This window comes from Polaribacter sp. 11A2H (assembly GCF_011379025.1).
Lineage (GTDB): Bacteria > Bacteroidota > Bacteroidia > Flavobacteriales > Flavobacteriaceae > Polaribacter.
In genome coordinates this window covers 146,265-166,862 of the sequence record NZ_WTLD01000004.1, presented here as the reverse complement: position 1 = coordinate 166,862, position 20,598 = coordinate 146,265, and the positions used below count along the sequence as shown (strand labels likewise).

The 20,598-nt window shown below is 31.2% G+C and carries 13 protein-coding genes; all 13 read right to left on the bottom strand.

What is annotated here, in order from left to right; all coding sequences use genetic code 11:
* Positions 1 to 378: 378 nt before the first annotated feature.
* Positions 379 to 1,164 (bottom strand): SDR family NAD(P)-dependent oxidoreductase, encoded by a 786-nt coding sequence (locus GQS58_RS06715; RefSeq protein ID WP_166384168.1) that lies wholly within the window; start codon positions 1,162 to 1,164, stop codon positions 379 to 381.
* A gap of 11 nt (positions 1,165 to 1,175) precedes the next feature.
* Positions 1,176 to 2,336, bottom strand: coding sequence for a mandelate racemase/muconate lactonizing enzyme family protein (locus GQS58_RS06710; protein ID WP_166384166.1), 1,161 nt, complete (start codon positions 2,334 to 2,336; stop codon positions 1,176 to 1,178).
* A 101-nt stretch (positions 2,337 to 2,437) separates the two neighbouring features.
* Positions 2,438 to 5,737: a discoidin domain-containing protein gene (locus tag GQS58_RS06705; RefSeq protein WP_166384164.1), complete on the bottom strand. Its 3,300-nt coding sequence runs from the start codon at positions 5,735 to 5,737 to the stop codon at positions 2,438 to 2,440.
* Positions 5,738 to 5,888: 151 nt separating this feature from the next.
* Entirely contained in the window at positions 5,889 to 9,302 is a 3,414-nt protein-coding gene (locus GQS58_RS06700; RefSeq protein ID WP_166384162.1) for a glycoside hydrolase family 2 protein, read from the bottom strand.
* 28 nt (positions 9,303 to 9,330) lie between these two features.
* Positions 9,331 to 10,026 carry an RraA family protein gene (locus GQS58_RS06695; RefSeq protein WP_166384160.1) on the bottom strand — a complete coding sequence of 232 codons (696 nt, stop codon included), beginning with the start codon at positions 10,024 to 10,026 and terminating at the stop codon, positions 9,331 to 9,333.
* Between the two features lie 28 nt (positions 10,027 to 10,054).
* Positions 10,055 to 11,614, bottom strand: a complete 1,560-nt coding sequence (locus GQS58_RS06690; protein WP_166384158.1) for a sodium:solute symporter family transporter — start codon at positions 11,612 to 11,614, stop codon at positions 10,055 to 10,057.
* 702 nt (positions 11,615 to 12,316) lie between these two features.
* Positions 12,317 to 13,141, bottom strand: coding sequence for a formylglycine-generating enzyme family protein (locus GQS58_RS06685; RefSeq protein WP_166384156.1), 825 nt, complete (start codon positions 13,139 to 13,141; stop codon positions 12,317 to 12,319).
* A 218-nt stretch (positions 13,142 to 13,359) separates the two neighbouring features.
* Complete coding sequence (locus GQS58_RS06680) at positions 13,360 to 14,154, bottom strand: glycoside hydrolase family 11 protein (RefSeq protein ID WP_166384154.1); 795 nt, start codon at positions 14,152 to 14,154, stop codon at positions 13,360 to 13,362.
* A gap of 741 nt (positions 14,155 to 14,895) precedes the next feature.
* Positions 14,896 to 16,083, bottom strand: a complete 1,188-nt coding sequence (locus GQS58_RS06675; protein ID WP_166384152.1) for an endo-1,4-beta-xylanase — start codon at positions 16,081 to 16,083, stop codon at positions 14,896 to 14,898.
* A 183-nt stretch (positions 16,084 to 16,266) separates the two neighbouring features.
* A complete protein-coding gene (locus tag GQS58_RS06670; RefSeq protein WP_166384150.1) occupies positions 16,267 to 17,001 on the bottom strand; it encodes a ThuA domain-containing protein in 735 nt (244 codons plus the stop codon).
* A gap of 24 nt (positions 17,002 to 17,025) precedes the next feature.
* Positions 17,026 to 18,306, bottom strand: a complete 1,281-nt coding sequence (locus tag GQS58_RS06665) for a sugar phosphate isomerase/epimerase family protein (RefSeq protein ID WP_166384148.1) — start codon at positions 18,304 to 18,306, stop codon at positions 17,026 to 17,028.
* A 5-nt stretch (positions 18,307 to 18,311) separates the two neighbouring features.
* A complete protein-coding gene (locus tag GQS58_RS06660) occupies positions 18,312 to 19,325 on the bottom strand; it encodes a hypothetical protein (RefSeq protein ID WP_166384146.1) in 1,014 nt (337 codons plus the stop codon).
* A 1-nt stretch (position 19,326) separates the two neighbouring features.
* The gene (locus tag GQS58_RS06655; RefSeq protein ID WP_317168365.1) at positions 19,327 to 20,358 is read right to left on the bottom strand and encodes an endo-1,4-beta-xylanase; all 1,032 of its coding nucleotides are present in this window, start codon (positions 20,356 to 20,358) and stop codon (positions 19,327 to 19,329) included.
* Positions 20,359 to 20,598 lie beyond the last annotated feature (240 nt).

The following is a 20,598-nucleotide window of genomic DNA, read 5'->3' as shown; positions in this document are numbered from 1 at the left end:
ATTAAATACACCTTATTTTATAACAAGTACAAAAGAAATCTATACTTAAAACCTATATATTAATTATTGAGGTATGGTTTCAATAAGGTTTCCTATTCTAAGATAAACCCTCTCATTATAAATAAATATTTTTATACTCTAAAGGAATAGAAATTTCTTTTTATAGGAGAAAGGAAAAAAAATATCAAAAAATCCTTGCAGCATAACCGCTACTAAAACTTTAATCTTTTTTTTAGAATGATCTAAGAATGGAATCCTTCTAAAATGCATTAGAAGGATATTCTCCAATATCCATTTAAATTTATTATTGGGTTTACTACTCAATTAACATAAAAATCTGATTGATTTTTGATGATTTTTAATAAGAATATAAAACTATTAATCTTGCATAAGTGCAGATCTTCCTCCATCTATTAAGTAGGTAGAACCAGATATAAATGAAGCTAAATCTGAAGCTAAAAAAGCACAAAAGTTACCTACTTCTTCAGTAGTACCTAATTTTTTTACAGGATGTAAATTTATTGTTTTATTTCTTTCTACTTCTGCGTCAGGAAAACTATCAAACCATTTTTGGTTTCCGGGTGTATCAATAAATCCAGGAGCAATACCAACAGTTCTAATTTTTGGTCCCCATTCAATTGCTAAACTTTGAACCAAACCTTTTATTGCTGTTTTTGTTACATTGTATGGGAAACAGCCAGGTATTGTATAATTAGAATGATTTGAAGTCATTAAAATAATTACTCCATTTCCATTTTTTTCTAACCAAGGTTTGCATTTCTGGCTTAGCATCCAATGTGATTTTAAATTGAGATTCATATTAAATTCCCATTTATCAAGTGTACATTGTTCAGCTCCTTCAAAAACATTACCTCCCGCATTTGAAATTAAAATATCAATTCTACCAAAGGTTGCTATCGTTTTGTTTATTAACGCTTCTTGATCTTTTGAGGAAACAATATCTACACTTAAATAAAGTCCTTTTACTCCTTCATTTTTTAAAATATCAAAAAAATCCTTAGCTCCTTGAGAATCTTTAGAAGATATACCACAACCAGCAACATTACAACCTGCTTTTGCAAATACTTTTGCGACTCCTTGTCCTACTCCACTGCATACACCTGTTATTAAAACTGTTTTACCTTCTAAATTAATATTTAACATTTTTGTTTTTTTTAGATATAAAATCCTTCTCTATGCTTTCTAACACCTGGATGTTTGTCCATTTCTTCTTCAATTAAATCAACTCCTAAACCAGGTCTTTTACTCAAAACTAAACTTCCATTTTTAATATTTATAGGATGATCTATAATTTCATCTCGCCAACTTACGTCTTTAAAAATAAATTCTTGCCTAAAGAAATTTGGTATGGATGCACATACATGAGCAGACGATAATGTAGATAATGGTCCGTTTGGATTATGCGGAGCAACTAATACATTATAAGCTTCAGCCATTGTAGCCATTCTTTTCATTTCTGAAGGACCACCGCAACGTGTAATATCAGGCATTATAACATCACATACATGTTTTTCTAAAATTGGTCTAATACCATGTCTTGTATAATGTCTTTCACCAACGCAAATAGATACACTTGGATCAATTCGTTCTCTTAATGCCCGCAAAGTATCTGCACTTTCTGGTCCTGCTGGTTCTTCATACCAAGCAATATCTAATTCAGATAATCGCTTAGCCATTGAAACTGCTACTTTAAAATTAAGCATTGCATGTGTTTCAATCATAATATCCATATCTGGTCCTACAGCATCTCTTACCGCTTTACTAACTTCAAACGCTCTATCCTGTTCAGATTTAGTTAATGATAAATTTGTTGCCAAATCATCTCCATAAAAATAATTAGTATGAGCAAATGGATCAAATTTTAAGCCTGTAAACCCAGCTTCTTTAACTTGTTTTGCTTGTTTTGCATAGTCTTCACCATTATGTCCCCCTCCTGTAAACCAATAATTAGCATATAAAGGAATTTCTGTTCTATAACTCCCTCCTAAAAGCTCATAACAAGGAACTCCTAACACTTTTCCTTTTAAATCTAATAAAGCCATGTCTATTCCAGAAATTGCACATAAGCTTGCTCCACTTGGCCCAACCCAGTTCATATCTCTATATAATTTGGTCCAAATAAAATCGGTTCTCATTGGATCTAAACCTATAATTCTTTGTCCAAGTTCTTTTGCGGCGGCTTCTACTATTTGACTCCCTGGCCAATTTGTGGCTTCACCAACACCTGTGTAACCTTCATCTGTATAAATTTTCAATAATGTCCAATTATACTTTACCCCTTCTACAAGCCAAACTTTTACATCTGTAATTTTCATATTTTTTTATTCTTGTTATTATGACTATCTTCAAAATTATTTTTTACAACATTTATTAAAAAACAAAGAACATTTCTTGTTCTAAAGATGAATAATACTTTCTACTTTTTTATTATTTTTTTTTGATACTTTTTACCCGATTCATCTATTAAATTTAATACATAAATACCCTTGGCTACATCACTTATATCCATTGTAACTTCACCATTCTTATTTTTAAGATTCATTTTTTTCACCTGTTTGCCATCAATACTTACTAAAGAAACTTGTATTTCTAAACCTTTCATGTTTGACGTCTTTATAGATATATTACTACCCGTAGGAACAGGATACACCATCACTTTGTCTACTTGCTCCTTTCTAAGTGAAAGTACTTCTGAGCAACCAAGAAAAGATAACTCTCCAACGGTTGTCCATGGGTTTCCATTTACTTCAGATAAAGCAGTTAGTTTTACATACCTAGCCAATATAGGGCTAGAAAAAACAACTTTTTGAAGCTCTGTAGAGTTTACAAAATTTCCAGAAGTAACTAGAGTCCAATCTGTACCATTTAAACTTGAATGTATTTGATATGAATTAATTCTTCCATTTTCTTGATTTTGCCTTGGAGCATAATTCATTTGAGAAACATTATAATTAGCACTTAAATCTATTGATATATAATGTGGCATAGGTACTTCTGGGCTATACCATTGAGTAACCCAATTAGTTGAAATATCTCCATCTATAACATTGGTAGCCGGAGATGTTTCTCCAACAATTTCCTGACTATCAAATTGATGTATAGAATACTTATTGCTAGGAATAAGTGTTGGACATGGCGTGGTAAATACTTCTATAAAATTTGTAATAGTTTTAGTGCTTTCTTTACCAGTTACATCTTTAACTGTTAATTTTACATCATGTTTTCCTTCTGAAGCATTGGCATATGATATTAAAGGATTCTCATCTGTAGAAGTACTAGGAATGCCTCCCGGAAAGGACCAACTCCAAGTAGCTCCTATTTGAGTAATTGCAGAATGATCTTTAAATTGCACCATAGCATCTTGTGTTAAATCAACCAAAATTTTATCGGCAGCAAAATTTGCATCAGGTTTAAAAGATTCATACAAATCATTTTCCCAAATACCTCTAGTTCCAGCAGCTCTTATTTTTCCTTTTGCATAATTAATTTGTAAAAAATTAACTTCACCACCTAAAACTCCTGTTCCGTGTAAATCCCATGAACTCATAGAAGCATTACGATAATACACGCCCATTCTTGTTCCTATATAAACCCCACCATTAGTTCCTCTTTGATTAACAATTCCAAAACGCCCTTCACTATTAGGTAAACCAGTTGAATAATCTACCCAAGTTGTTCCGCCATCAATTGTTTTTAGAACTTTTACATTACTTGATGAGCCAAGTACAACCCAAGCTATATTTGTATCTGTTTCACTTAATGCTATGTTTCTAATATTAAATTCTGATGTTAGAGATGAAGAGGGAGTTACATTTAACCAATTAACTCCAGAATCATTAGTTTTCCATATTTGATATGACTTAGCCTCACGTTTTATAATAGCAAACATTGTATTGGCATCTGCAAAACTAACTTGCATTCTTCCTCCTGTATTACTAATGTCTGGAAAATCTTTTAATGATGACCAACTTGACGCATTATCATTACTTACTGCTACTCCTGTAACTAATTCTGGTCTTAGAGAATTTGGGTGTCCAATAACATAAATTTTATTATATAGATTTGGATGCATAATATAATTTTGGAAATTTACATAACCAGAATAAACACCTAGATTACCTGAATTACCAGGTGCTGTATTACGTAATGCTGGTCTAGTAAGCCTTTGATCCCACCAAGGCATCGCATAAATATAACGGTCATCTAAAGGATTTACGGTGGCTGTTTGTGCATCTGCTCCTGGCCCTGTTAACCATTGGTTGTATAACGAACCATCTTTTATATAAATAGCATTATGATTGATACCTGCTGCCATAATATCTGACTTAAATCCTTGACTAAAGCCCCAACATTCTTGACTATAAATACCATCATACTTAGAAATAGCATTTATTCCATTATTAGAAGAATAATAGGCACCACCATCACTTACAACCCAAACCTCATCACCGCTTGCATCAATGCCTTGTATGTCTCCATGAATAGGCCAAGTAGTTTGATCTGGGTTACCAACATGAGACCATGTAGTACCTCCATTTGTTGAAAACATCGTTTTATTACAACCTGCATAAACAAGTTCTGGATTTGTTGTTGAAACTCCTATTGCAAAATCCCAAGTTGTTTGTCCATAACCTGCAGTAAGCTTATTATCAAAGGTATAATCTGTACCAGAAGGAACAACGGATAATATAGTGTTACCTGCCCATCCTTCATCTTGTTTTGTAAAATTCAAACCTGCATCTGTAGATTTCCAAAATCCATACTCATCATTTCCTGCACTATACACATATACATAATTTGGTGCAGCTGGAGTTACCCCAATAGCACCACGATATAATTGATGTCCTGAAATTGCTGCAGAAGGGTAACCATTGTTAATTTCTGTAAACGTAACCCCTGAATCTGTACTTCGTAAAAACTTAGTCCACGAACCTACTTGTTCTATTGCATAAATTATAGAACTATTCCCAGGATTAATTTTAAGATCCCAATAAGCACTCCCTTCATGCAAGGTACTCCATGTTGTTCCTCCATTAGTGGTTAAATAAATACCACCATTATTAGTATAATTATTCTTTGTAGATACAAATACTTTATCACTATCTGTTGGAGAAATATCTAACATTGCCTCTTTAGCAGTATAAGGAAGTGTAGAAAGAAAGTTAGTTGCATAGTTCCAAGTTTGCCCTTCATCCATAGATTTAATCAATCCTACGTTGGTAATTGCGTATACAATATTGGCATTACTAGGTGCAAATTTCACTTCCCAAATAGTTTCTACCAATGGTACATTTTGACCAACAGACACCCAATTATCACCTTTATTAGTTGTTATCCAAACACCTGCAAGTAATGTTCCCGCAATAACACGGTTTGTATTTCCTGGCTGAATAGCTATAGAGCGTATCACTCCAATACCATGTGCACCATAACTTCCTGCTGTATGATCTACCGTAAAGTTTACTTGTTCCCATGGACTTTTTAGTAGATTTAAAGCATTTACTTTACTCTTATTATTTTTATGAAAATCTACCCAATCCTTTTCTAAAAAATTAGCTGGCGCTATAAAATCTTTAATTTTATAAGGAATTCCTTCTAAAGAAGGATCCATATTAGCTTCATTTTTCATTAACGGGTTTTCATTTTGCTTATCATTTTTATTAAAACAACTTGTTACAGACAAAAAGATTCCCAGAGTTATAAATACAATAAACATGTATTTATATTTATTTTGAATACTATTCAAAAAAAACAACTTCAACATATCATTAAGTTTAATTAGTGAAAATTAGATTGTAATACTTATAAAAACTTAAGCTTGCTTAATTTTTTAAAATACACTTCAATTTATAGGATAAATAATATTATTATTCTACATCAGATTTACTTACTATTAATTTTATAGAGTCTGAAATTTCATCTCCAATTTCTAACGGAACTCGAGTAGGTCCATAAAAACTTCCTAAAAACAATTCGTTTCCGGCTGTTACAAAACCAGCTACTAAAAATCTTACTTTCTTTCCATCTAACCAAGATCGCCAATGTTGAGATGCATTTTCTGAAACAGCAAGAACCTCATTTCCAGAATTTGAACGCAACCCTGCATACCAAAAATTTCTTCGTGTAGATCTAAAATCGTTACTTCCTAATTTATTAAAATCCATACTCCAGTTCCATAATGGTCTTTCATTAGGACTTATACTTTCTGGTACACCTTCATAAAACAATGGTGCTTCACCAATTGCTCTACCTATATGTGATTGTGGATAAGACGTCCATCTCCCATTTCTTTTCCAGAAAAATTTATTGTAATTATTAGGTGCATCAAACACCATTCCCCATTGTCTTGGGTTCACGGCTACTTTACTTGCAAAAACATAATCAATATTAATTTCTCCGTTTGCATTAATATGTAAAGAATAATCACCCTTAAATTCTTTATACGATCCTTTTACCTCAATTTTCACTCCTGTATTTAACCTTTCTGCAACTACTTTAGTTGCTTTCCAATTAGTACAAAGCTCATTAAAAGGTGGAATATTTGCATCGTGATCTGGTTCGCAACCTTCACCATCTAAAGGTAAAGCCATTAACCAAGGTCCTCCATTTAATACAATATTGTCATTCTTTTTTAATGAAATTATTTGTCCTGTAGCTCTGCTTATTACACAAGTAAAATTAGTTCCAGTAATTATAAAGCTTGTGCTAGTTGTTTTTAACTTTGTTTTTACTGCAGCATCATTTTTAACAATTGCATCAAAAGACTGTTCTCCAACTGGTATTATAAACTCATCAGCTAAAAAACCTCTAGGATCAAAAAATACTAATTTTAAACTTTTATTAGTAGCAATATTCTTTACGTTTATTTTAATTTTCCCTTTAGCTCCTGGTTCAATATTTGGAAAAATGCTACCTGTTTCACCTGCATAACTCCAAACAACTTTAGTGTTTTTAAGATTTGTGTATGTATATCTGTTTTCAATTTCAAGTTCAAAATTAGTAGTAGCTTCTAAACTTTTGGTTGTTACTCTAATTGGACTATAAATTTTCTTTACATGCCAATATTCTGGCTTAGGTCTTCTCCAAGCATCAATTGGTCCCCATGGGCCATAACCAACAGCATCTCCATTTGGCATTTGAAAAATATCATCAACACCAGACCAAATAGCACCTCCTAAAACACCTTTAGTCTTATACATGTTTTCCCAAGTTGGAGCTAATGCTGAAGCCCAATCGTTTCTAACACCTGGATCTGTTATTAATTCTCTTCTATTATAAACATTTAAGTGGCAGTACTCTCCATAAATTAATGGTTTATCAAAATCAGTAGCCTTTTTGTAACCATTTGGTCCTGGATAATGAATGTTTGCTATTGAAGCTGTACTTCCTTGGTTATTAAAACCTCCGTATGCTTGATCGTGAAATGCATTTGGACGTGTTGTATCTGCAGCATCAACATACTTCATTAGTTTTGCTGTATTATAGTTCCAATATGATTCATTGGCAGCAGACCAAAATATAATAGACGGGTTATTTCTATAAAAATGAATAGTTTCCATATTTGCTTGTAACATATATGGGAAATACTTTTCATCTGTATAATTAAGCGTTTGCCAATTTTTGTTAGCATGGTGCCCAACCCAACAAACCGGAGCTTCCATTTCTACAAACATTCCTTTTTCGTTACATAAAGCTATAAATTCTTCTGATGGAGGATAATGTGATGTTCTTATATAATTAACATTTGCCTTATTATACAATTCAATATCTTTTTCCCAAGTTTCTTGATCTAAAGATCTTCCTTTTAATGGGTGTATTTCATGTCGGTTAACTCCTCTTAATTTAACCGAAACACCATTGACTAGTAATTCACTTCCATTAATTTCAACTTCTCTAAAACCAACTCTATTAATTAATCTTTCTGAAAGCTTCTTCTCTTTTAATAAATCGATAAATAAATCGTATAAATTAGGTGTTTCATTGGTCCATTTTTGTGGATTTGTAACGGGTATTTCAATATTTTTAACAACTGTTTCACCAACCTTAATCTCTTCAATAATAAATTCTTTTACTATATTTTTATCTGGAATTGTAAATCTAACCGATTGCTCTTTAGAGTTGTTATTTCCATAATTTGTAATACCTAATTGAATTTTTAAGTTGGCATTTTTATAATTTTCATCTAAATCGGTTACAATTCTTAAATCTGAAATATGTACATCTGGCACTGCAAAAAGTGTAACTTTTCTAGTAATACCACCTATTTGATGTGCTGCATACTGAGTTAAACTACCCAACATATCAGCCAAAGATTCATTTCTAACTTTTAATGAAATACTATTTTCTCCTTTCATTAAAAAATCGGTAATATCAAATTCAAAAGCTGTCATTCCTCCCATATGAGACCCCACTTCTTTTCCGTTAATCCAAATGATACTTTCGCTAGAAACTCCATCAAAACGAATCTTTATACGATTTCCATTCCAATCTCTCGGAATATTAAATTTTTTATTATATCCTGCAAAAGCAGCAGAATCTACTTTGTAGCCTTGCATAGCCCATTCTCCTGGTACATTAATTGTTTTCCAATTGGTTGTTTCTTTTGTGTTTTTAAAGAATGTATTACCCGGTTTTTCATTAAATCTCCAATCACCATTTAAAGATAGTTTTGGGTTAAATACCTTTGTTACCTTTATTGGACGAGGAACATATTTTGGCATCACACTCTCTACATTAATTATTTCATTTACAACAATTAATTTTTTCTTTAGTATTTCTTTTTTTTGTTCTTCAGAAAAAGGAGAAAGAACATTAGTAGTGTCTGATGAATATATTTCAATTTCAGACACTACAGCATTTGTTCCTTCAATTAACTCAAATAATAATACAAACTGTCCATAGGCATAAGCTTTTTCTGGTATTTTAAAATTTATTTCTTTACGCTCACCTTTTTTAATAGTAATTTCGTCTCCTAAAGCATTTCCATCTGCACTTAATGCAATAACTCTATTTTCATCTGAAACAAAAACGACTCTTAAATTATAGGAAGCTTTTAAATCGAAATTATTAAATGCGTAAATAATTGTATTTCCATAATTACAAGACCTATCTACTTCATTCCCTAACTCTTTATCTGGAAAAGTATAATTATCTCCCTTTATAAGAAATGGTTGGTTATTAATATTGCCACTGTCATTGTATGCTAACGAATTCATTTTACCTGTTTGGGCATATATTCCCAAAGTTGAACAAAAGAATAAAAGATAAATCCAAGTTTTCATGTACTTTATTTTTTAAATTATTTTATAATTACATTATTTGGTATTTATTCCAAGCGTCTATAACACTCATACCGTTTTGTATTGCTTTTAATACTGTTTTTTCACCTCTAGCTTTTTCAAAAGCTCTAATAAAAACTTCATCTTCAAATTCTTTAGGAACAACACAAACGCCATCATTATCACCAATAATTATATCTCCAGGATTAATTCTTACACCATTCATTTCAATTGGAACTCTAAAATCTATAACCTTTCCTCTTGGCCCCTGATCTTGGGCATACCTTCCATAAGAAAATACAGGAAAATCTAATTCTAAAATACCATTTGTGTCTCGTGAGTAGCCGTTAGCAACTGCACCAGCCGAACCTAGTATTTTTGCTCTAGTCATCATTAACTCACCAACTAAAGCATAATTTAGCGAAGCTCCAGAACATATATATACTTCGTTTTCTTTTAAATCATCTAAAGCTTCTAACATTAACCCAAATGGTTTTGCCATTAATGGGTTTTGACTCCCATGACTTAATTCTTCAAAAGTATCTGCTTCTAGTACAGTCATTGCTCTTCCAATTAAAAACATATCATCTTTTAATGGTTGAATTTGTGGCGGAAGAAATTGGTGTAATAAATTCATTTTATCCATTGCATCACCAATTACAGCTGTAAATAACTCTTTTTTTGCTAGAGAGAATAGCTCTTTATCATTGTTCCAAAATTTATCCATTATTGTTTTTTAAAAAATTATTAATTAACTACCAAAAAGTATAATAAAAAACTCCTAAAACAGCTGAAATGATTATTGCTAAAACATTAAATACAGTGGTAGTTTTATAAATACCCTCATCTATTTTTATTAAATCACTACTTTTTTGTTTCTTTAAAAGTGATACTACAATTAATACTATTGATAATAGTAAGAATGAAACCCCCATTCTATCTAAAAATGGTAAATCTTTAATACATATATCTAATAAAACGGACACTGGAATTGTTAGAATAACGGTCCATAAAGCAGCTGTTGCGTTTGCTCTTTTCCAGAACAAACCAAATACAAATACAACTACTATACCTGGAGTTACCATGCCTGTAAAATTTTGTATAAACTGAAATGCTTGTTCTAGCGATGCTAACAGTGGAGCTATAATAATGGCTATTAGTAAAGAAACAGCACTCATTATTCTACCAACAGTTACGAGCTTTTTATCTGTGACTGTTTTATTAAACAACGGTTTATAAATATCGAATGTAAAAATGGTGGATGCACTTGTAACCATTGAGCTTAATGAGGATACTATTGCAGAAATTAAAGCTGCAAATGCAAGGCCTTTAAAACCTGATGGAATAAAATTAGCTAACAACCAAGGGTAGGCTTCATCTGGCTTATCTATGCCAGCATTTAACACAAAAGCAGCAATTCCTGGTAAAACAACAATTATTGGAATAAATAATTTTAAAAAAGCTGCAAATGCCATTCCTTTCTGGGCTTCATTAATATTTTTTGCAGCTAATGAACGCTGAATAATGTATTGGTTGCATCCAAAATAGGCAATATTTGCAACCCATAAACCTCCTAGAATAACACTTACTCCTGGCAAATATTTATAATTGGGATCTGATTTACTTAAAATTAAATCAAATTTTTCTGGAGCAGCATCAAACATCATTCTTAGTCCTAAAAATACATCGTTAGAATCACTAATTGCTTGCAATACAAAAAACGTAGTCATTAACCCTCCTGCAACTAAAAAAATAATTTGAATAACATCTGTATAAGCAACAGCTTTTAAGCCTCCTAATACTGAATATAAACCTGAAATTGCAGCTAGTACTAAAATCCATTCCATTAAATCTAAACCTAAATAGCCTTCTAAAACCAAAGCTCCCAGATAAAAAACTGATGATAAATTAACAAACCAATACACCAACAACCAAAATACTGCTAAACTTACCCTAAGCCTAGAGTCGTACCTTTTCTCTAAGAAACCAGGCATTGTATAAATATTATTTTTTAAATAAATAGGCAAAAAGAATTTTGCTACTACTAAAAGCCCAATAGCACCTAGCCATTCATAAGTTGCAATTCCAAGACCTATAGCAAATCCAGAACCTGTCATTCCTATAAATTGTTCTGCAGAAATATTAGCAGCAATTACTGATGATCCAATTACCCACCAAGGAAGTGTATTACCTGCAAAAAAGTAGTCATTTGATGTTTGCTTTTTTTTATTATAAAAAACAGCTCCAAAACCAACTAGTAATATCAACATAAAGTATGTGATAAAAACAATAGTGTCTGCAGTAGATAAATTCATTTTTTATATTGGTTTAAAATTATAATATCACAAATTTAACCTTTGTAATACATTAAGAATTGCATTAAATTAGCACTTATACACTCTATATTTGCATAAATTATATTTTTATAGATTAAATAGCAAAAAAATATTCATCTATAAAGCTGGTATATTTAAATAAAAAAAATGCTACTTAAAAAATAAGCAGCATTCAAACCATAACCCACACAACAATTTATTCAATCACTAACTCAATTTATTGAATTGAAAAGTCTGCTTATATGAGCAATGTAAACCAAGTGTTAAAATCTACTCAATTTACAAAGTAAACAAAAATGGTATTATTCTAACGTTACTACTAATCCATTTATTAAACAGTTACGTATTTACAATCTGTAAAATTATTAGAAATAACCTAAATGGAATAATTGTTCCTCTAAAACCATAAATTAAATAATTAGTTTAGTTTGTTTTAATCTAAAAAAGGAGTCAGTAACACTTGTTACTGACTCCTTTTTTATTACATCTCTTTGTGTTCTAAATTTGGATCCGTTCTATGTTTGCAAAATAAATTGCATTAAAAAGCTCACCATCAACATTTTTTTAATATTAGCTAAATTTTAATGTAACATATTTAGATTTTGTCTTGGTGTTCATAAATACTATCGCTTATTGAATTTAGTTTATTTTTACGAGAATACGTTTACTATATAATTTAAACTATTCACCTCTGCATAATCTAAAACCGGTATCACTTCCCTTACCGTTTGCTTCATAATTACCCTGAAAACTTGCTTCACAACAATAATCAGCACCTATCCAACCACCACCTTTTAAAACACGTCCTTTAGGAGCTGATGCATCGGTATGCCAATTCCAGCACCATTCTCTAACATTTCCAGAGGCGTCATAAATACCTAACTCGTTTGGCGCTTTACTACCTACCGGTTTTGTTTTGCAATGGTTACTTTGTAATGCAGACCATTGCCACTTTGTACCTTTTAAGTCTTTATCGCCTGAATTGCACCAATAATACCCTACTTCATTTATAGTATTGCTACCGCTGTATGTATAATTCTTGCTCATCTGCCCTCCTCCGGCTGCAAATTCCCATTCTTGTTCTGTAGGTAAACGATATCCTTTAGCTCCTTCATTTATAGTAACATTCCATTTAATTTCATCTAAGACATTGTCGTTGTATGGATCTTTCTTGTTTTTGTCGATAGTGTAATACTGCTCTAAACCTTCCTTAGAACTTCTTAGGTTACAATATTCAACACAATCATACCAGTTTACATTTTCTACAGGTAAATTTTCTCCTTGAAATTCTGATGGATTACTACCCATTATTTCTACCCATTCTTTTTGAGTAACCTCATATTTTCCAATATAAAAATTAGAAACAGTTACATCTTTATTATAATAGGTAGAATTTGTATTTTTAAAGGAACCCCCTTCTACAAATACAAAATTTGTATTTTCTTTTTCTGAACATGAGGTTATAATAAGTAATGGTACTAATAATAATATAAATAATTTTCTCATTTATGTTTTATATTTTAATATATAAAAAATGCAGATTGATTAAATCTGCATTTTTTTTGAATAATATTCTGAGTCTTATTAATATAGCATAACAAAATCTTTGAGTGTGTTAGCTCAGGTAATATTTATAGTTAAAAGCGTACCAATAATGGCAGCCAAATATTACTTATTTTGTTAGCGATACAATTACAATTCTCACTTATAAATTGAAGCTTGTTTTATATCTTCCAAATAGTTGCGTTCATAGCACCACTTATTCTATTATTACGATTATTACCGTAATCGTAAGCTTCACATCCAAATACCATGTACGCATCTGTACCACCAGCAGGAGTAGCAAAGTTTAATCCAAAATCAGCACCTAATGCTCCTTTAAAATTATCTAAATGAGTTCCTACATTTATAGAATTATTAGAATTAAGAGCAGCTCCACCCCAACGACCTTGTACTTGCCAAAAAGTCTGAGTACCATCAATAGAAGGTTGTTGTATTCTTTGAGACTTTGTCATAACATAGGTATGGTTATTAGCTGTATAATTAGTACCTGCGCTTGCTGCATTAAAAAGTGCACCTGGCCCTCTTTCACAAACATAAAATTCTGTAAGCGGACTTCTAGTCCAACCATACAATCCTACAAATTTAAGGTTGTTATCTGTAGTTACAGAACCTATATTGTAGCCTACACTTATTCTTTGTGTATTTCTCCATCCTAGGCCACCTACTACCTGACGAACCCCATTCCATGTAAAATTAAAATGACCATTACCATTAGGTGATGTAATATTAATTGTTCCAAGTTGGTCTTCAGCATCAATTGAATAAAAAAAGTTGTTCTGATTTCCTACTCTTTCGTTAACTGGAGTTGTTGCACTTTTAACTGTTTCAATTTCACCTTGTGCTTGTCCACTTGGTGTTTCAAGATTCAAATCGTTTTCGGAACAGGCTATTAATGACAAAGATGCAATTGACAATAATAATGTTCCTCGTAACACTGAAAAATTTAATTTTCTCATAATTTTGGTTTTAGTTTGGTTTAGTTAATAAAGTTTACGTCATCTACCATTAGATAACATTGTAAACATATAAATATTCATTTACCATCAATAGGAAAAATACGGTAAAAACTATAACTTTTGATGCATTTTTCTATTTTACTAAAAATTATACTCTAAAATTATGATAAGATTTTAATTTGAGTAATAAATTGAATTTCAATACATTATATAAGTATCACTTTGAAGTTTAATTTAGTTTTTCAACTTAAATATTTCTGCATATCTCTTTTAAAATTTATACGTTAACACAAAACACAATTATCGAGTTTATCCATTTTACATTAATGACTTTAGAATTGAATATGCCAAAAAATATCACAGATACCACACGAGTCTTTTCATGTAGTTTGTCAATTGAATCAGAAATAGCACTTTTTTTATTAATTTTAAAAGTATAGATGATATTTAGTATTTCAAGATTAACCATTGTTGCATAGTTTATGCTACTGCTTTTAAATAGGAATCTTTTTCACCCTTAAATAATCTACACGGTGAATACAACTAAAAATTAACTCAAGTCTATGTATTACCTGTTTTCGGGAATACTTTTCTACTTTACTTTGGTCTGAATACAAAGAAATCTAATTGAAAATTACTTGGATGCTAAACAATTAAATCTCAAAAAAAAGACAAAAAAAAACGCTCCCTTTTTAGGAAGCGTTTAATACTTTTACAAAAGTTTACACAAAAAATTAAACTTTATTTTACCGTCTCTAAAATAGTTTGTCTAGCTAATTTAGGCTCCATATTTCTGTCATACAAAAGCGGATAATTAGTCCTATTTGGTACCGGATAGTCATTTTTCCAAGACATTCCATCATGCATTCCCCAAAAAGTAACTCTATCTATTTTATCGCTGTTTTTTACAAAAATTTCAAATAATTCTTTATAACGATCTGCAAGTTCTTGTTCTACAGATGCAGGTAAACCATCTTTGTAAGGGTCTAAAAATGTTTCGAATTCTTCTAATTGAAACTGAGGCTCCATCATACTACGCCCTATTATTTGACCTTCTTTAGTTAGTGGCAATACATCAACATCTAGTTCTGTAATCAAAACTTTAACTCCTAGTGCAGCATAAGCATCAATTGCTTCTTGAATATATTTGTTTTCAGGAAAATTTAAACCCCAATGTGCTTGAATCCCTATACCATCAATTCTAATTCCGGCATCTTTAAGCATCTTTACCATACGAATAATTCCGTCTCTTTTTTCTGGACGCCATGCATTAAAATCATTATAATATAATTCTGTATCCGGTGCAAACTCACTTGCATATTTAAAAGCAAGTCTAACCAGCTCATCACCATCACCAATACTATTTACCCACGTGGTTGATCTATATGAACCATCATCATCGAGAACTTCGTTTACCACATCCCAAGCTTGTACTTTTCCTGCATATCGTCCTGCAACAGTTTTTATATGGTTACGCAATTGCGTTTTCTGTTCTTCGGGTGAATTAGGTTCTCCTTTTGAATTGGTAAAAAACCAAGCTGGTGTTTGATTATGCCATATTAATGTGTGCCCAATGATAAACATGTCGTTTTCTTTACCAAAAGCAACATAGGCATCTGCTGCTTTAAAATCATAAACTCCAGGTTGTGGATTTACCGTTTCTGCTTTCATACAGTTTTCTGGAGTTATGGTATTAAACTCCTTTTTTGCAATTTGCTTTATAGCATTATCCTTGTCTAAAATATCATTAACACTTAATGCACTACCTATTATAAACTGATTTTTAAAAGCAGTTTTTAATCCTATATCTTGACTTTTATTAGTTTCTGGTAAAACTGTATTTTTTGTAGTTGTTTTATCATTACACCCTGATAATACAAGTAAAGCACAAATTACTTTAGAGAAATTTTTAACTGTTAATTTTTTCATTTTATTGTTTATTTTTAAATATTTAAAGTGATTTTATAAATTTATTAGAAGTAAAACCATTATTAAAAAAATAAGACTGATGCTTATATTATGTATTGTAAATACATAACAAAGATGTAAATTTACTAAGCGTAAACCATGATAATGCATCACTAATATTCTATAAATACTACCAAGAATAATTTATTTAGATACCCAATATATGGCTCCAAAAATGTGATTCAAAAAGTTTTTATCTTTAAAAGTTTCTGGTTTATGACCCAAAGCAGTGTAAAAAGATTTTCCTCCTTCGTATTCTTGATACCATGAAATAGGATGTTTTTCTCCCATACCTTTTAACGGAATATCATCATAACCCGCAGCAAAATCATAAGAAGCTTCATCAACAGTCATTAAAATAGTTAGTTTATCTAAATTCATGTTTTCAAAGTTATACCACTCATCACTTCTAAGCCATTTTTTTGGTAGATGCCATGTTGCAGGAAAATCACTGTTGACTACTTTTACAATTGCTGATTGTAATTTTGGATGATTTACAAAACTTGCTCCTACAAGACCATTAAACCAAGTATTATTATTTTCACCATCTGCAGTTCCGTGTATACCTACAAAGCCTCCGCCTCGTTTCATAAATGCTTTTAAAGCATCGATATGTTTTGGCGTCAAAAAATTAGCATTGGCGTTCATAAATATAACTACATCATATTTTGGTAATTTAGTGATAAGGTCATCTGGTATTTGCGTCCAATCAAACTTAAACTGATTTTCTGATGCCATTTCTTGAAAAGCATCAACAGCAACAGGTATAGCATTGTGATGCCAGGCATCATGTTGCGTAAACAACAAAACACTAAACTGGTCTTGCCCATTTGTTTTAATCATTGTAAAGAAAAATATAGTTAATAAAAGATACTTCATTCTAAAGGTGTTATAATTAAATGTTTATTTTAATAATTCATAATAAATATATTCCCAAGCTAAACCAACACTAAATAAAGGTGGAAAGCTATAATCTTCTACTTCAGACAAAATATATTGAACTCCTGCTATTTCTTGATAGTTAAAAATATCTTTGAAATCTATTTTACCACTTTCGCCTAATTCTTTATAGTCTTTAACATGCCAACTAATAAATCGTTTTGGATAGGTTTTAAAATAATCTACAGGGTTAACTCCTGCCACCTGCATCCAATATACATCCGATTGAAAATAGACATATTCAGGATTGGTATTTTGAAGCAAATAATCATAAATGGTTACTCCTTCTACTTTTAAAAATTCATCAGCATGATTATGAAACACAAACTTAAGTCCATTCTCTTTACAAAGCTTTCCAACTTTATTATAGTAGTTAGAATACTCTTGCAGTTCTTTGATGGTCTTAATGCCTTTTAATTTGCTATTTGAGGTAGATAGGTATTCTACACCAGCTTTTTTATGGTCTTGTATTGTTTTATTCCACCACGTATGTATTGCAACATCATCATTTTTATCTTCTGGATCGAAAAAAGTCATAGAACCTAAAAACTGCATACCTGCTTTTTCTACCATAGCCTTAAACTGCGTTGGACTTTGATCGTAAAATCCACCGTTTTTATATACAAAAGTTTCAACATAACTATACCCCATTCTGCCTAACTGAATTAAGGTTTGTTCTGGGTTTTTAAGCATTTCTTTGTGAACAGAAACGAGCTGAATACCAATATTTTTGTCTTTAGGATTGTTTTTAATGTATCTGGTTTTCCATAAACTTTTTTCATTAGTATCAAATCCTTCCAATATAACATCCGTATAATTTTGAAAGTTAAAATCAACCTTCATTGTATTATTACCATTAAGATCTTTGTCTTGCATCGTCCAGTTATTTTCTGAAGGAAAGCTACCTTTCCCTGTAAAAAATGCGCCTTGTGCATTATGTCCTGCAGCAAAAATAGTATTGGTCCCCCTATCATATCCAATAATTTCTTGAAGTATTGGATGGTATTGATTGACACTATCTTTTTGTAAAACTTTAACTGTTAGTGAATGATTGTTGAAATTATTCAAACTACTCATTTTTATTTGAGGATGTTTTGCTACACTATCTGTACTGGGGTTAATAGCACTTACCCATTGACCAGAGTATTGTCTTAATCTTTCTTTTTGAGAAGACAAACTATAATTTTCTTGCGCAAAACTGACTAATGCATTTAGAAAAATAACTAAAGATATAACTGTTTTCAATTTTCTTATTTTTTATCAAGATGAATAAATAATGGTTGCTCCATTTCTTTTTTATAAGCTTCCAATACAAATGGATTTTTTTCTATACGGGCATCTTTCCAATCATGCCAAGGAAAACCATTTCTGTTAGACCAATATTCCCAATCCCAATTGATGTAGCAAAATGCTTTTATTCCTGGGTTATCATGTAGCATTTTAAAAAAAGGTTTAAACCATTTATCCCAAGAAATTTCACCATCTAAAACACCTACAAATCTTGGTGTTGATTCACCAATCATAACGGGTCTTTTATGAATATGCGCTGCATCAAAAAAGTTTTGTAAACCAACATGGTCAAATTCTTCTGGACTAAAAATATCAATACCCCACCAATCTACATATTGGTCACCAGGATAGTATTCCATCAACTTATCTAGACTTATAAATTTTGCAGAGCCACCACCTGAACACCAAACTGTAGCCGATTTTATATTCTTTTCTTTAAATGCCTTTGAAATAGTGATGAATACTTTTTTAAAACTTTCAGGTGAATAGCCGTTCCAATCGCCTTCAAACTCATAACCAATTCTAGTAAAAGAGGGTCTGTCTAAATCTAAAAGCACTTTATAAAATGCTTGTAATTGCTTGTTATACTTACCATCAGTTACTTCTTTATCCAAACCTGATCCGGTATCCTTACCTCCCGTAAATCCTAAACCAATTTGAGGCATCATACCTTTAGGTAAACTATCTAAAACTTGTTGTAAACTTTTTCCCCAACGTTCAATCTTTTTTACAGATGACGTAATATTAACATACGTCATATAAATTGCAGGCATCTTATATTGCCCTAAAGCATTTACATAATCTTGGAATCCATTTTTATCTTGACCAGCACCGTGATAAATTCCTGTTTCTGGTTCGTATTTAGCATTGTAAAACTCATGGATACCTTCAGTCTCTTGACCATGAACCTTTAAAACCAATAGCAAAAAAAGCAGGGTTGTAAACTTTATAATTTCAGTTTTAAGATACCTCATATTATTTCTTTTCAGTTTTCTCTTTCAAACCTTCTAGAAAACCATTATAGGCTGGTTTTGGCTTTAAATCTTCATCATAAATAGTAGGCCAATCTTTCATATTAAAAAAACCTTTAATCCAAGAATCTCTATCTGTAAAATCCCAAACTGTAATTCCAAATTGCTGCTCTTTCGGAACAATTCTGCGATACATTAAAACTAGATTTTTATATTTTTCTTCCTGTGCTAATTTCATTTCATTAGTAATAGAACTATAATTTTCTATACCACCCAATCTTTCATCATTGTGAGAATTAAAAATAATATCTACTTCAGATAAGTGAATTTGCAAACCGGTTTCTGCCGCTTTTTTTAATGAATAAGCAATAACTTCATCTGGCGTATCCATACGAATGTGCATTTGAAAACCAATACCATGAATAGGTACACCCTCTTTCTTAAAATCTTTAACCATATTTAAAACGGCCTGTAATTTTAGAGTATCACGCTCAATGTTAAAATCATTATAAAACAATACGGCATCAGGATCTGCTTCATGTGCATATCTAAAAGCATTTGCTATATATTCTTTACCTAAATTATTATACCAAAATGTTTTTCTATATGCACCACCTTTAGATTCAAAAGCTTCGTTTACAACATCCCATCCAGCTACTTTGCCTTTGTATCTGCCTACATATTTATGAATATAATCTTTCATAAATTCTCCCAACCAAAGGCTGTCTTTAGTCCCTTTTTCTTCTACCCATTTTGGTGTACTGCTGTGCCAAATAAGGTTATGCCCAAAAACACGTTGGTTGTGCTTGTTGGCATAATATAAAATCGTGTCAGATTTTTTCCAATTAAACTGGTTTTCTGCAGGCAAAATAGACTGCATTTTCATATCGCTTGTAGCTGTAATACTATTAAAATTTAAAATCTGCAAAGACATTAATGCGTCATCATTAATTAGCCTATTAATATTAACTGCAGTACCTATTGGAAACTCTGAAACATTTTTAAGACCTGGCTCATCTATCTTTTTTTGGCTCACACTTTTACAACTTGTAAAAGCAAACACAATTAAGACAATATGAACTATTTTAATTTGAAAATACCTTTGTTTTTTATATACCATCTGCTACTAATTAATATTGTTATTTTAAAAAAAAGGACTTAAAAAAAGCTTAATTATGAATATCAAGTTTTATAAATCCTTTAATTTAATTATTGATTAATCTTTATTGTAACCCTTTAAAAAAGAATCTACAATTTCTCTTTTTCTAATCTACTC

Excerpts from the sequence above, each read along its gene's own strand:
- GQS58_RS06695 (WP_166384160.1), bottom strand. The coding sequence starts at position 10,026 with ATGGATAAATTTTGGAACAATGATAAAGAGCTATTCTCTCTAGCAAAA.
- GQS58_RS06690 (WP_166384158.1), bottom strand. The coding sequence starts at position 11,614 with ATGAATTTATCTACTGCAGACACTATTGTTTTTATCACATACTTTATG.
- GQS58_RS06710 (WP_166384166.1), bottom strand. The coding sequence starts at position 2,336 with ATGAAAATTACAGATGTAAAAGTTTGGCTTGTAGAAGGGGTAAAGTAT.
- GQS58_RS06715 (WP_166384168.1), bottom strand. The coding sequence starts at position 1,164 with ATGTTAAATATTAATTTAGAAGGTAAAACAGTTTTAATAACAGGTGTA.
- GQS58_RS06705 (WP_166384164.1), bottom strand. The coding sequence starts at position 5,737 with ATGTTTATTGTATTTATAACTCTGGGAATCTTTTTGTCTGTAACAAGT.
- GQS58_RS06670 (WP_166384150.1), bottom strand. The coding sequence starts at position 17,001 with ATGAAGTATCTTTTATTAACTATATTTTTCTTTACAATGATTAAAACA.
- GQS58_RS06680 (WP_166384154.1), bottom strand. The coding sequence starts at position 14,154 with ATGAGAAAATTAAATTTTTCAGTGTTACGAGGAACATTATTATTGTCA.
- GQS58_RS06675 (WP_166384152.1), bottom strand. The coding sequence starts at position 16,083 with ATGAAAAAATTAACAGTTAAAAATTTCTCTAAAGTAATTTGTGCTTTA.
- GQS58_RS06700 (WP_166384162.1), bottom strand. The coding sequence starts at position 9,302 with ATGAAAACTTGGATTTATCTTTTATTCTTTTGTTCAACTTTGGGAATA.
- GQS58_RS06660 (WP_166384146.1), bottom strand. The coding sequence starts at position 19,325 with ATGAGGTATCTTAAAACTGAAATTATAAAGTTTACAACCCTGCTTTTT.
- GQS58_RS06685 (WP_166384156.1), bottom strand. The coding sequence starts at position 13,141 with ATGAGAAAATTATTTATATTATTATTAGTACCATTACTTATTATAACC.